Here is a 13125-nt window from a genome sequence, read left to right as displayed (position 1 = left end):
AGACGTAGGAAGATTATTCGGCGGCAGCAAGGCGAGCCGCGCGAACCCCTTGCGAAAGCCCGCTGACCAGCGTGGCGACGGCCTCGGCCGGATCGGCGGTTTTTTCGCCCTTCGGCCCGAGCACGTTGGCGACGGCATTGACAATCGCGGTGCCGACAACGACGCCGTCTGCCGACGCGCCGATGATGCGCGCCTGCTCTGCTGTCTTGACGCCGAAGCCGACGCAGACCGGCAGGTCGGTATGGCTCTTGATGCGTTTGACAGCTGCCGCCACCTTGCCGGTGTCGGCCAGCGCCGAACCGGTGATACCGGTCATCGACACATAATAGACGAAGCCGGAGGTGTTCTGCAGCACCTTGGGCAGGCGCCTGTCGTCGGTGGTCGGCGTCGCCAGCCGGATGAAATTGATGCCGGCCTTGAGTGCCGGGATACAAAGTTCCTCGTCCATCTCCGGCGGCAGGTCGACGACGATCAGCCCGTCTATGCCGCTGGCCAGCGCGTCGCTCAGGAAGCGCTCGACGCCGTAGATGTAGATCGGATTGTAATAGCCCATCAAGACGATCGGCGTTTCACTGTCGCCGGCGCGGAATTCCGAGGCCATCTTCAGTGTCTTGACCAGTGTCTGGCCGCCCTTCAGCGCCCGCAGGCCGGCCGCCTGGATCGCCGGGCCGTCGGCCATTGGATCGGAAAACGGTATGCCGAGCTCGATGATGTCGCTGCCGGCGCCGGGCAGCGCCTTCATGATCGAGAGCGACGTGTCGTAGTCAGGGTCGCCGCCCATGAAATAGGTTACGAGTGCCGGTCGGCCTTCGGCCTTCAGCTTTGCCATGCGGCGGTCGATACGGGTGGCCATGATCAGATCTCCATGCCCAGCATGTTGGCCACCGTATGCACGTCCTTGTCGCCGCGGCCGGACAGGTTGACGATGACGATCTGGTCCCTGTCCATGTCAGGCACGATCTTCACCGCCTGTGCGATGGCATGGGCCGATTCAAGCGCAGGAATGATGCCCTCGACGCGTGTCGTCAACTGGAACGCCTCCAGCGCCTCGCTGTCGAGGATCGGCACGTAGTCGACGCGGCCGGAATCGCGCAGCCATGAGTGCTCCGGCCCGACGCCGGGATAGTCGAGGCCGGCCGAGATCGAGTGGCCGTCCATGATCTGACCGTCGGCGTTCTGCAGGAGGTAGGTACGGTTGCCATGCAGCACGCCGGGCGCGCCGGCACTCATCGAGGCGCAATGCTCGATGCCGTCGAGGCCGCGGCCTCCGGCTTCTACGCCGATGATGCGCACCCCACTGTCGTCGAGGAAGGGATGGAACAGGCCGATAGCGTTGGAACCGCCGCCGACACAAGCGATGATGGTGTCCGGCAGCCGGCCTTCCTGCTCGAGGATCTGGGCGCGCGCCTCGGTGCCGATCACCGACTGGAAGTCGCGCACCAACTCCGGATAGGGGTGCGGGCCGGCGGCGGTGCCGATCAGGTAATAGGTATCCTCGACGTTGGTCACCCAGTCGCGCAGGGCCTCGTTCATGGCGTCCTTCAGCGTGCCGTGGCCGGCCGTCACCGGCCGCACCTCGGCGCCCAGAAGCTTCATGCGAAAGACGTTGGGGCTTTGCCGGGCGACATCGGTCGCGCCCATATAGACGATACAAGGAAGCCCGAAGCGCGCCGCGACCGTGGCGGAAGCGACACCATGCTGGCCGGCACCGGTCTCTGCGATGATCCTCGTCTTGCCCATGCGCTTGGCGAGCAGGATCTGGCCGAGGCAGTTGTTGATCTTGTGCGAGCCGGTGTGGTTCAGGTCCTCGCGCTTGAAATAGACCTTTGCGCCGCCCCCGAGGCCCTTCGCCAAGGACACCTCACGAAGATGCCTGGTCAGGCCTTCGGCGAAATAGAGTTTCGACGGCCGCCCGGCGTAATGCGTCGAGAGATCGGTCAGTTCGGCCTTGAAATCCGGGTCGTTCTTGACCTCGTTCCAGTGCCGCTCCAGTTCGAGGATCAGCGGCATCAGCGTTTCGGCAACGAAACGACCGCCAAAAATGCCGAACATGCCCTGCTCGTCGGGGCCGGTGCGGAAGGAATTCGGTATCGCCGGCTTGTCCATCGCCGATCTCCTGGTCTGAGGTTTGAAGCGTGGTCAGGCGGCGCGGTTGTCGCGTGCTGTCCCGACGGCGCGGAAAAATTGTTCGATCAGCGCCGGTTCCTTGACGCCCGGCGCGCTCTCCACGCCCGAGGAAACATCTATTCCGGGCGGGTTCGCCAGCCGAAAGGCGTCGCCGATATTGCCGGCATTGAGCCCACCGGAAAGCATGTAATCGACGCCGGCGTCAAGGCCAGCCAGAATGCGCCAGTCGAAGGCAAGACCGTTGCCGCCCGGCAATTCCGAACCCTTAGGCGGCTTGGCATCGAACAGGAAGCGGTCGGCAATGCCAATGAAGGGTTTGACCCGCCCGAGATCGGCAGCCTCGCTGACCGGCAGCGCCTTCATCACCGGCAAGCCGTAGCGGGCCTTCACCTCGGCCACCCGCTCGGGGGGCTCGGCGCCGTGAAGCTGCAGCATGTCGGGCTGCATCTTTTCGACGATCTCGTCCAGGAACGCATCGCTGGCGTCGACCGTCACGGCAACCGCCTTGGCCTTGCCGCGCGCCGCTTCGCGCAGGCGGCCGGCTTCCGCCGGCTCGACATAGCGCGGGCTTTTGGCAAAGAAAATGAAGCCGACATGGCTGGCGCCGCCGGCCAATGCCGCGGCCAGTGCCTTGTCGGTCTTCAACCCGCATATCTTGATGTCGAGCGCCATGGCGCGGGATTGGCACGAAACGGCCAAAGAGTCGAGAAAAAGCATCCTGTTTGCCGCCAGCGCGGAACGCGCTACGTTGCTAATGTAAGAGCGGAACGCGCTATCTTGCTAATATAAGAGCGCAACGCTACTTGCTCAGGCACAAAGGCGGGAGAACAAAGATCATGCCGGAAAAGACCGTCGCGGAACTCAGGCAAAAGCTGGCGCAGGCCCATGAGGTCATCGCTCATTTGATGGACAAGACGGCTTTCAACGGCGCCGAGGCGCACCGGGCGCTGGCTTATTTCAGCAACGAGACCTTCGAGAAGGATTTTCTGCCCTGGCCCCGCCATGTCGATGAGGGGTTGCGGCCGGAGGAGTTGAACGCGGCGAATGACGATTGATCGGACAACTACTCGAACGCGATCGCCTGCAGCGCGCCGCCATTGCGCTTGAGCCAATCCTTGCAGCGTTCGGTATCCGGGCAAAGCTGCTCGCATAACTTCCAGAATTTAGGCCCGTGGTTCATCTCCTTGAGATGCGCCACCTCATGCGCGACGAGGTAGTTTATCACCGGCCGCGGCGCCATCATGATGCGCCAGGAAAACGACAGATTGCCGTCCGACGTGCACGACCCCCAGCGGCTCGACGTATCCTTGAAGCGGATCGCCTTGGCGCGCTTGCCGACCGCCGCGCTGTGCTTGGTCACCAGCGCTTCGATCTCGCGCTTGGCTTCGCGCTTGAGGAAATCGGCGATGCGGCGCGGCAGATGCACGCGTTCGCCATGCACGATCATCAGCGGCCCGCGCTCGTCGCGCGACAGCGTGACGGTGCCGCGTTTCGACGGTTCATGGACGATGCGATGCGGCACGCCGCGCACCGGTATCTTGATGCCGGGCCGCACCTGCGGCCGGTTGGGCACTTTGGCTAGCCTTTGCTCCAGCCAGTCCTGATGGCGGTCGAGGAATTTTTCCACCTCGCCGCGCCGCAGCCCCGGCGGCACGGTGATGCGCAAGCCGCGGCCGCCGGAATCGATGCGCAGTGTAAGGCGGCGGGCACGGTCGTTCTCGACGATCTTGAGCGGCAGCGTGCGGCCGGCAACGCAATGCTCGCGCTCCACGACGGGCGTGGGTTTGGGTTTCGTCGGGGTGCGAAAGAAGCCGAAGGACATTCCGGGACGATACGTGATTCGAGGGAAACGACTAGAACAAAAAAGAAACGGCGCCGCTGACGCGACGCCGTTGGATTATCTATCTGCGCACGGGACCTTACTCGTCGAGCAGGCCTGGCGTGGACTTGCCGCTGGATTTGTTGTTCGTCGCCGACCCGGTCGTGGGGGACGTCGACTTGTTGCGATTGGCCATGAAGCGATCGAACTCTTCCTGATCCTTGGCGCGGCGCAACTCGCGGGCATATTCGTCGAACTCGCTCAGCATCTCGTCGAGCTTGCGGCGTTCCTCGGCAAGCCGCTCGAGTTCCTTTTCGCGCCAGTCGTCGAAAGCGACGTTGCCGGTGCGGGCGGAGCCATGACCCCAGCGCGCGGCCTTGTCGGAACCGCGGCGGCAACCGGCGAAGATGCCGTCGGTGGCGCGGTTGACGTCGCGCTTGAAGCCCTCGAGCCGGTCGCCCCAGATGATGTAGGCGAGCATGGCCAAGCCGAGCGGCCAGAACACCATGAACCCGATCACCATCAACGCGATGGTCGCCGGCGTCCAGGCCGGACGGATCAATGCAGATGTGTTCATTTCTCCCAATCCTTCAGTTGGAGGCAGCCAAATCCGGCTGCGTTGAATCGAAATGGGATGGAGAAAACGGCGATTCAAGACAGCGATCGCCAAAACCGGACAAGCGGCTGAAATGATTATCGCTTTTTGAGATTTTCGAGGAAAAGCACGACCAATCCGGCAATCAGCCCCCAGAACGCCGCACCGACGCCGAACAGCGTCAGCCCCGATGCGGTGACGGCGAAGGTGACGGTGGCGGCCATCCGCTCGTCCTCGTCTTTCAAGGCGATCGACAGTGCATTGGCGAGCGGCGCCATCAGCGCCAGGCCGGCGACCAGCGCGATCAGGCTCTGCGGCAATACGGCGAAGATCGCCACCAGCGAGGCGCCGAACAGGGCAAAGACGAGATAGGCCAACGCATAGAACTGCCCGGTCTTCCAGCGCTCGGCCGGATCGGGATGCACGTCGGGCCCGGTGCAGATCGCCGCCGAGATTGCCGCCAGATTGGTGGTCGAGGCGCCGAACGGCGCCGTCAGCAGGGAAAACAGGCCGGTGACGCCGATCAGCGGCCCGGGTTCGGGATGATAGCCGGCTGCCCTCAGCACGGCGAGGCCGGAAAGGTTCTGCGAGGCCATGGTGACGAGGTAGAGCGGCAAGGCGAGGCCGATGATTGCAGTGGCGGTGAACCGCGGCATCACCAGCGTCAAGCTCGAGAGTTCCGGTGCCGGCAGACCGCCGACCCGGCCGGTGAGGAAGGCGGCGAGACCGCCGCCGATCAGCACCAGCAGCACCGACAGCGCCGGGTTGAACAGGCGGATGGCGAAGAACGCCGCAACCAGCGGCAGGATCAGCCGGGGGTCGAGGGGAACGGTCTTGACCGCATTGATGGTGAAGGTGACGACGATGCCGGCCAGCATTCCGGACGCGACGGACGCCGGTATTCTGGCGATCAGCTTGGTCAAGGGCCCGAACAGGCCTGTGGCGATCAGCAGGACCGCGGTGACGACGAAGGCGCCAACCGCCTCACCCATCGAAAAGCCGGTCGACGCGGCGATCAGCGCCACGCCTGGCGTCGACCATGCGGTGATGACCGGCATTTTTGTGCGCCAGGACAGCCACAGGCTCTCGATCGCCATCGCCAGGCAAAGCGCTGTCACCCAGCTTGCCGTCTCGACCTGCGTTGCGCCGACCGCCTTGGCGGCGGCAATGACGATGGCCAGCGTACCGCCGAAGCCGACGATCGCCGCGACGAAGGCGGACACCGGAATGGAAATGCGCATGCCTCTATCCCGCCTGCCGCACCATAGCGTCCACCGTCCGCACCAGCATGTCGAGATCCTGTGGCCGCGACAGGCGGTGATCGCCGTCCGGGATGAGCGACAGCGTGACGTCGTCGGCCGGCAGCAGGCTGACCAGCTTCAACGCATGGCTCGACGGCACGTCGGGATCGGCCAGGCCTTGCAGGATGTGGACCGGACAGTGCGTGTCGATCGGCCCGGTCATCACCCGGTTGTTGCGGCCGTCCTCGATTAGTGCGCGCGTGTAGATGTACGGTTCGGCGGAATAGTCCGACGGCTCTTCGAAGAAGCCCTTTTTCCTGAGGTCGCGCTTCTGCGCCCCGGTCAGCACCGGCTCCACCAGTTCGAACGTGAAATCGGGCGCAGGCGCCAGCAGCACAAGGCCGGCGACGCTGTTCTCGCCCGCCTTGCGCAACTCCTGCACCATGCGCAGCGCGATCCAGGCGCCCATCGACGAACCGGCCAGGATTTGCCTGCCCCGGGTGAAACGGCGGAAAACCGCCAGGCTCTCGCCCAGCCATTTCGAGATGGTGCCGTCGGCAAAGGCACCACTCGATTCGCCGTGGCCGGAATAATCGTGCCGCAGGAAGGCGCGGCCTTCTTTGCGCGTCCATTCCGACAACGTTTCAGCCTTGGTGCCCAGCATGTCGGACTTGTAGCCGCCAAGCCAGACGATGCCGGGCTCGGCACCTGCCGCATGCCTGACGGCGATGCTCGTCCCGTCGACGTCCAGGAAGATCGGGGTGGTGCTCATCGTGTATTCCCTCACGCCGGTCTTTTGGCACAAGCGGGGGTTCAACGAAAAGTGCTCTGCTACTTTCTTCGCTTGGTGCAGAGGAGCATTCATCGGGCAGGTGATTTCCTGAGAATGCTGTGCTATTGACTCCGACCGCGCGCTCACCACATTGCGCGTTCGCAATTCTGAATTGAAGAACCCCTTAACGAAACGGCTCAAGGAGACCACGACCATTCGCAGACCTTTCAAAGCAGCGGCGCCCACCAAGGAAGGCCCGCGCTCCAACCGTGACATCCGGGTCCCCCGGGTCCAGCTAATCGACGCCGAAGGCCAGAACCGCGGCGATGTCTCCATCAACGACGCATTGCTGCTCGCCGAAGAGGCTGGGCTCGACCTGGTCGAGATATCGCCCAATGCAGTGCCGCCCGTCGTAAAGATCCTCGATCTCGGCAAGCTGAAATACGCCAACCAGAAGAAGGCGGCCGAGGCGCGCAAGAACCAGAAGGTCATCGAGATCAAGGAGATCAAGATGCGCCCGAACATCGACAGCCACGACTACGAGACCAAGATGAAGGCTGTCCGGCGTTTTTTCGAGGAAGGCGACAAGGTCAAGCTGACATTGCGCTTCCGCGGTCGGGAGATGGCGCATATGGAACTCGGCATGCAGCTTCTGAACAAGGTTCGCGAGGAAGTGGCGCCCATCGCCAAGGTCGAAGCCGAACCGAAGCTCGAAGGCCGCCAGATGATGATGGTGCTGGCGCCCCGCTAAAGCGCGTTGCGCTTTAGTTCTGTTTTGTGCATGTCGTTGTCGCAAAACCGCTGCGCACTTTTGGGCGACGTGCATAAAATCCGCCTGAATCATGTTGCAAGGCGTCCCGGCGATCGGCGGGGCGCCTGTTTTCTTGGCCAGACGCTGCGATCGCCGGCGAGAGCAAAGACGCTCTGGTTCCCTCGACGATCGGATTCCCGACATGGTCAATGACGTCAAGCATTCGGAAGCCAAATATGGGCTGGGCAGCTACCAGCACACACGCAGGATGGTGCTTGCCGTCGTCGTCGTCGTCCTGTTCGCGATGCTTTTGTTCGGGCAGTCGGTTTTTCCGCCCGATACGCCTGTGCATGAAACGATCGAAATGGTTGGCGTCGTGCTGATCTTTCTCGGCATCGTCGGACGCTTGTGGTCGACGCTCTATATCGGCGGTCGCAAATCCTCCGAAGTGGTGACCGGCGGCCCCTATTCGATCACCCGCAACCCGCTCTATGTCTTCTCTACTTTAGCTGCCGCCGGTGTCGGCGCACAGATCGGCTCGATCACCGCCACGATCGGCTTTGCAGCGCTCTGCGCTGGTGCCTTTTACATCGTTATCCTGCGCGAGGAGAAATTCCTCAAGGAGGTTCTCGGCGCGCCATACCAGGCCTACCTGGCGAAAGTGCCGCGCTTTTTTCCGAAGCTGTCGCTGTACCAGGAAGGCGACACCGGCGGCTTCAAGCCGCGCCTGCTGCGAACCACGCTGCTGGACGGCCTGGTCTTCCTGGTTGCCTTGCCGGCTTTCGAACTGATCGACGGCGCCCAGCAGTCCGGCATATTGCCGGTGCTGTTCCGTCTCCCCTGAGTGCAGTGTTGCTGAGTACAGTGTTGCTCGGTACGGGGTGTTGCGCGCCAGCCCGCTTTGACGTATAGGACCGCCGTTCCCAAAAAACCGCCCGGCAGGGCATGCCGTGGCGGTTTCATTTGCTTTTCGGGCTTTGGTCGGCCTGAAGCGAACAAAAAGCGCATTGGTGCGCATATAAACGGAGTAGCAAAATGCCCAAGATGAAGACCAAGTCGGCCGCCAAGAAGCGGTTCAAGATCACAGGTACGGGTAAAGTTCTGTCGGCTGCGGCCGGCAAACGTCACGGCATGATCAAGCGTTCCAACAAGTTCATTCGAAATGCCCGCGGCACGATGGTTCTGGCTGAACCGGACGGCAAGAAGGTCATCAAGAATTTTCTGCCGAACGGCCTTTAGAGCATTCGGCCTGGACAACGTTTAAGGAGATCATGACATGGCACGCGTAAAGAGAGGCGTCACCTCGCACGCCAAGCACAAGAAGGTCCTGAAAGCCGCCAAGGGTTTTTACGGCCGCCGCAAGAACACCATTCGCATCGCCAAGCAGGCGGTGGAAAAGTCGCTGCAGTACGCCTATCGCGACCGCAAGAATCGCAAGCGTTCGTTCCGCGCGCTGTGGATCCAGCGCATCAATGCGGCGACGCATGAGCATGGCCTGACCTACGGCCGCTTCATCGACGGTCTCAACAAGGCTGGCATCGAGATCGACCGCAAGATCCTGTCGGACATGGCCATCCACGAGCCGCAGGCCTTCGCCGCACTCGTGGCCAAGGCCAAGGTCGCGCTCGAATATCTCAAGAACACCACGCCGAATGCTTTTGAAAGCGCTGTCGCTTAAGACCAGCGCTTCCCAAGCTATTCGACACTGATTTGGGAAACCCGCGCTGGCAGGGCTGGCGCGGGTTTTTCTTTGCTTCCAATCGGATCTGGAACATGAGTGACATGGAAACTCTCGAACATTCCCTGATGGCCGAGATCGCCTCGGCCGCCGACGAGCAGGCGATCGAGGCGGTGCGTGTCTCGGCCCTCGGCAAGAAGGGCTCGGTTTCCGAGATGCTGAAGACGCTTGGCTCGATGAGCGCCGAGGAGCGCCAGGTCAAGGGCCCGGCGATCAACGGCCTCAAGAACCGCGTCACCGAGGCGCTTTCTGTTCGCCGCGCCGAGCTGAAGGACGCGGCGATTATGGCGCGTCTCGCCGCCGAGAAGGTTGATGTGACGCTGCCGGTCAGACAATCGCCGGCCGAGCGCGGCCGCATCCATCCGATCAGCCAGGTCATCGACGAGATCGCGGCGATCTTCGGCGATCTCGGCTTTGCCATCGCCGAAGGCCCCGACATCGAGACCGACTATTATAATTTCACCTCGCTGAACTTCCCGGAAGGCCACCCGGCGCGCGAGATGCACGACACCTTCTTTTTCCAGCCGGACGCGCAGGGCGAACGCAAGCTTTTGCGCACCCACACCTCGCCGGTGCAGATACGCACCATGGAGATGCAGAAGCCGCCGATCCGCATCGTCATCCCCGGCAAGACCTACCGGCAGGATTCCGATGCCACCCACTCGCCGATGTTCCATCAGGTCGAGGGGCTGGTGATCGACAAGTCGGCCAACGTCGCCAACATGAAATGGGTGCTGGAGGAGTTCTGCAAGGCCTTCTTCGAGGTGCCGAGCGTGAAGATGCGCTTCCGGCCGTCCTTCTTCCCGTTCACCGAGCCCAGCCTCGAGGTCGATATCCAGTGCGACCGTTCGCGGCCGGGCGAGGTGCGGTTCGGCGAAGGCTCCGACTGGATGGAGATCCTCGGCTGCGGCATGGTGCACCCCAATGTGCTCCGTTACGGTGGCCTCGATCCTGACGAATACCAGGGCTTCGCCTGGGGCATGGGCATCGACCGCATCGCCATGCTGAAATACGGCATGCCGGATCTGCGCGCCTTCTTCGACGCCGATGTCCGCTGGCTTTCGCATTACGGTTTTAGGCCGCTCGACATGCCGACGCTGTTCGGGGGCTTGAGCGCGTGACGAGCGGGCCGCAGCAAATCCGCGGGCAACTGGTCTTCCTGCACATGTCCGACGCGCGGCCGCATAGCTTCAAGTGCAACGTGCCCAGACCAGTCAGCCTGCAAAGACCAGTCAGCCTGCAAAGACCAGACGGAACACAGTCATGAAACTCACCCTCTCCTGGCTCAAGGATCATCTCGAGACCGACGCCTCGCTGGCGGAGATCGTCGAGCGTCTCACCTCGGTCGGCCTTGAGGTCGAGCATGTCGACGACCGGGCGAGCCTGGCCCCCTTCGTCATCGCCAAGGTGGTGACGGCGGTGCAGCACCCAGATGCCGACCGGCTTCGCGTGCTGACCGTCGACACAGGCGACGGCAAGCCACCTGTGCAGGTCGTGTGTGGAGCGCCGAACGCCCGCGCCGGCCTGATCGGCGCCTTTGCAGCACCGGGCACCTATATCCCCGGCATCGACGTGACGCTGACCGTCGGCAAGATCCGCGGCGTTGAAAGCCACGGCATGATGTGCTCCGAACGTGAGCTCGAATTATCCGAAGAGCATGACGGCATCATCGACCTGCCCGCCGATGCGCCGGTCGGCACCAGCTTCGCCGCCTATGCCCATCTCGACGACCCACTGATCGAGATCAATCTGACGCCGAACCGGCCGGATGCGACCAGCGTCCATGGCATCGCCCGCGATCTGGCGGCGAGCGGACTCGGCCGGCTTAAGAGCGCGCCGGTCGAGGCGATCCCCAGCGAGGGCGAGACGCCGGTCAAGGTGACAATCGAAGCGCCGGAGCTCTGCCCCGGCTTTGCGCTGCGCCTGGTGCGCGGCGTGAAGAACGGGCCGTCGCCGAAATGGCTGCAGCAAAGGCTGATCGCCATCGGTCTGAGGCCAATCAGCGCGCTGGTCGACATCACCAATTACGTGACCTTCGACCGCGGCCGGCCCTTGCATGTGTTCGACGCGAACAAGGTCGCCGGCAACCTCGTCGTGCGCCGGGCACGTGACGGTGAGAAGGTGCTAGCGCTCGACGGCCGCGAATACACGCTGACGCCTGATATGTGCGTGATAGCCGACCAGGACAGCGTCGAATCGATCGCCGGCATCATGGGCGGCGAGCATTCCGGCTGCGACGAGAACACGTCAGACGTGCTGATCGAATCGGCCCTTTGGGACCCGATCACCACCGCCCGCACCGGCCGCACGCTCGGCATCATCAGCGATGCACGCTACCGCTTCGAGCGTGGCGTCGACCCGGAAATGATGGTTCCCGGCGTGGAGCTGGCAACGAAGCTGGTGCTCGATTTCTGCGGCGGCACGCCGGCGCAAACCGAGGTCGTCGGCTATGCCGGCCATCGGCCGAAGATCGTCTCGTTCCCTTTGTCGGAAGTGAGGCGGCTGACCGGCATCGAAGTGCCGCGCTCGACGAGCCTCGACATTCTTGTCCGCCTCGGCTTCAGGCCGGAGGGCACGGGCGATGTCGTCAATGTAGCGGTCCCGTCCTGGCGACCGGATGTCGACGGCAAGGCCGACCTGGTCGAGGAGGTCATGCGCATCCACGGCGTCGACAATATCGCGCCGCAGCCGCTTGGTTCGCACGATGCGGTCAACGCCAAGATCCTGACCGTGCTGCAGATCCGCACCCGCGCCGCCAAGCGGGCGCTTGCCGTGCGCGGCATGATGGAGGCCGTCACCTGGTCGTTCATTCCGGCAAAACACGCCGAATTGTTCGGCGGCGGCCAGCAGGCGCTAAAGCTTGCCAACCCGATCGCGGCCGATATGTCGGATATGCGGCCGTCGCTGCTCCCGGGGCTGATCGCGGCAGCGCAACGCAATGCCGACAAGGGCATCGGCGATGTCGCGCTGTTCGAAGTGTCGGGCACTTACGAGGGCGACGGCGCCGACCAGCAGCGGCGCGTTGCCGCCGGCGTGCGGCGCGGCACCGCCAAGCTCGAGGGCTCCGGCCGCCATTGGGCCGGCAACGCCGGCGCCGTCGGCGTCTTCGATGCCAAGGCCGATGCGATCGCAGCACTCGAAGCCTGCGGCGCGCCGGTCGAGCGGCTGCAGATCGAGGCCGGCGGCCCGGCCTGGTATCATCCCGGCCGCTCCGGCACGATCAAGCTCGGGCCGAAGGTCGTGCTCGGCACATTCGGCGAATTCCACCCGAAGTCGCTGGAAGGGCTTGACGTCTCCGGCCCGCTCTGCGGCTTCGAAGTATTCATTGATGCGGTGCCCGAGCCGAAGGCCAAGCCGACGCGGACAAAGCCAAGGCTCGATCTGTCCGCCTTCCAGGCGGTCAAGCGCGACTTCGCCTTCGTCGTCGACAAGGCGGTCGAAGCCGGCACACTCGTTCGCGCCGCCCTAGCCGCCGACAGGAAGCTGATTTCCGGCGTCTCGGTGTTCGACGTTTTCGAGGGTACCGCCCTCGGCGCGGCGAAGAAATCGATCGCCATCGAGGTGTCGATCCAGCCGGTCGAAAAGACGCTGACCGACGAGGATTTCGAGGCGCTGGCCAAGCGCATCGTCGAGAATGTGCACAAGCAGACCGGCGGCGTGCTGCGCGGATAGCTGGATGAAATTGACCTCGCTCGAAATGTTTTTCGTTCGGGAGTTCTGTCGTTTCGCGGGCATTTCTTCTGACATAGCAAGCGGGCTGAAAGTCAAAGACCGCACCCGCGATCCTGTAGGGTTCATGACCACAATCGTTGCCTCATCGGTTCCCCCGGAATTGCGCTTTGAGAGTCGAGTGTTCAGTTCGCTTCGGGTAGCGTGCGTTGGACCTGACCAGCTTCTTTGCGGCATGGTGCTGTTCTTCGATGAGATTGAAGGAAAGCTAGATGCGATCGAAGGCTTTGTGTATGGCGAAGAATGGCCGTCAATCGAGGAGCCAGTCTTCTGGTCCGAGACCGACCGAACAATGAGCCTTGGGCGGGAGGGAAACTAGCCTGCAGAAATGGGCGTCACGACGCCCTTTCCGA

At 63.2% G+C, this 13125-nt stretch carries 15 protein-coding genes; 8 read left to right on the top strand and 7 right to left on the bottom strand.

Annotated features, from left to right (window positions below; all coding sequences use genetic code 11):
- Positions 1-13 precede the first annotated feature (13 nt).
- Genes trpA through NKH17_RS28535 form a run of 3 tightly spaced genes read right to left on the bottom strand, consistent with a single transcriptional unit; the run spans position 14 to position 2799 of the window.
- Complete coding sequence (gene trpA, locus NKH17_RS28545; protein ID WP_352900397.1) at positions 14-853, bottom strand: tryptophan synthase subunit alpha; 840 nt, start codon at positions 851-853, stop codon at positions 14-16.
- A 2-nt stretch (positions 854-855) separates the two neighbouring features.
- Positions 856-2106 carry a tryptophan synthase subunit beta gene (gene trpB / locus NKH17_RS28540; RefSeq protein ID WP_352900400.1) on the bottom strand — a complete coding sequence of 417 codons (1251 nt, stop codon included), beginning with the start codon at positions 2104-2106 and terminating at the stop codon, positions 856-858.
- A 33-nt stretch (positions 2107-2139) separates the two neighbouring features.
- Positions 2140-2799 (bottom strand): phosphoribosylanthranilate isomerase, encoded by a 660-nt coding sequence (locus NKH17_RS28535; RefSeq protein ID WP_352900458.1) that lies wholly within the window; start codon positions 2797-2799, stop codon positions 2140-2142.
- 164 nt (positions 2800-2963) lie between these two features.
- On the opposite strand from NKH17_RS28535, the gene NKH17_RS28530 reads away from it, so the two are divergent.
- A complete protein-coding gene (locus tag NKH17_RS28530; protein WP_352900402.1) occupies positions 2964-3182 on the top strand; it encodes a hypothetical protein in 219 nt (72 codons plus the stop codon).
- 8 nt (positions 3183-3190) lie between these two features.
- Here the strand turns inward: NKH17_RS28530 and NKH17_RS28525 are convergent, their stop codons facing one another.
- The 4 genes from NKH17_RS28525 to NKH17_RS28510 all read right to left on the bottom strand — a co-directional run bounded on the left by NKH17_RS28525 (position 3191) and on the right by NKH17_RS28510 (position 6554).
- On the bottom strand, positions 3191-3949 hold the full coding sequence (locus NKH17_RS28525; protein WP_352480203.1) for a M48 family metallopeptidase: 759 nt from the start codon (positions 3947-3949) through the stop codon (positions 3191-3193).
- A 97-nt stretch (positions 3950-4046) separates the two neighbouring features.
- Positions 4047-4523, bottom strand: coding sequence for a DUF2852 domain-containing protein (locus NKH17_RS28520; protein WP_352480204.1), 477 nt, complete (start codon positions 4521-4523; stop codon positions 4047-4049).
- A gap of 116 nt (positions 4524-4639) precedes the next feature.
- On the bottom strand, positions 4640-5782 hold the full coding sequence (locus tag NKH17_RS28515; RefSeq protein ID WP_352900407.1) for a benzoate/H(+) symporter BenE family transporter: 1143 nt from the start codon (positions 5780-5782) through the stop codon (positions 4640-4642).
- Positions 5783-5786: 4 nt separating this feature from the next.
- Positions 5787-6554, bottom strand: coding sequence for an alpha/beta hydrolase (locus NKH17_RS28510; RefSeq protein WP_352900408.1), 768 nt, complete (start codon positions 6552-6554; stop codon positions 5787-5789).
- A 214-nt stretch (positions 6555-6768) separates the two neighbouring features.
- On the opposite strand from NKH17_RS28510, the gene infC reads away from it, so the two are divergent.
- The 7 genes from infC to NKH17_RS28475 all read left to right on the top strand — a co-directional run bounded on the left by infC (position 6769) and on the right by NKH17_RS28475 (position 13091).
- Positions 6769-7305, top strand: coding sequence for a translation initiation factor IF-3 (gene infC, locus NKH17_RS28505; protein ID WP_023677573.1), 537 nt, complete (start codon positions 6769-6771; stop codon positions 7303-7305).
- A gap of 202 nt (positions 7306-7507) precedes the next feature.
- Entirely contained in the window at positions 7508-8149 is a 642-nt protein-coding gene (locus tag NKH17_RS28500) for a methyltransferase family protein (protein WP_254815960.1), read from the top strand.
- A gap of 191 nt (positions 8150-8340) precedes the next feature.
- Positions 8341-8544 carry a 50S ribosomal protein L35 gene (gene rpmI, locus NKH17_RS28495; protein ID WP_006201248.1) on the top strand — a complete coding sequence of 68 codons (204 nt, stop codon included), beginning with the start codon at positions 8341-8343 and terminating at the stop codon, positions 8542-8544.
- Positions 8545-8581: 37 nt separating this feature from the next.
- Complete coding sequence (gene rplT / locus NKH17_RS28490; protein ID WP_006201247.1) at positions 8582-8983, top strand: 50S ribosomal protein L20; 402 nt, start codon at positions 8582-8584, stop codon at positions 8981-8983.
- Positions 8984-9078: 95 nt separating this feature from the next.
- On the top strand, positions 9079-10164 hold the full coding sequence (gene pheS / locus NKH17_RS28485) for a phenylalanine--tRNA ligase subunit alpha (protein WP_352505953.1): 1086 nt from the start codon (positions 9079-9081) through the stop codon (positions 10162-10164).
- 142 nt (positions 10165-10306) lie between these two features.
- Positions 10307-12715 carry a phenylalanine--tRNA ligase subunit beta gene (gene pheT, locus NKH17_RS28480; protein ID WP_352972979.1) on the top strand — a complete coding sequence of 803 codons (2409 nt, stop codon included), beginning with the start codon at positions 10307-10309 and terminating at the stop codon, positions 12713-12715.
- A gap of 4 nt (positions 12716-12719) precedes the next feature.
- Positions 12720-13091, top strand: a complete 372-nt coding sequence (locus NKH17_RS28475; RefSeq protein ID WP_352900412.1) for a hypothetical protein — start codon at positions 12720-12722, stop codon at positions 13089-13091.
- Positions 13092-13125 lie beyond the last annotated feature (34 nt).

This window comes from Mesorhizobium sp. M1334 (assembly GCF_040317995.1).
Taxonomy (GTDB): Bacteria; Pseudomonadota; Alphaproteobacteria; order Rhizobiales; family Rhizobiaceae; genus Mesorhizobium.
The sequence above is the reverse complement of the archived record's forward strand: the minus strand, read 5'-3'. Positions and strand labels throughout refer to the sequence as shown.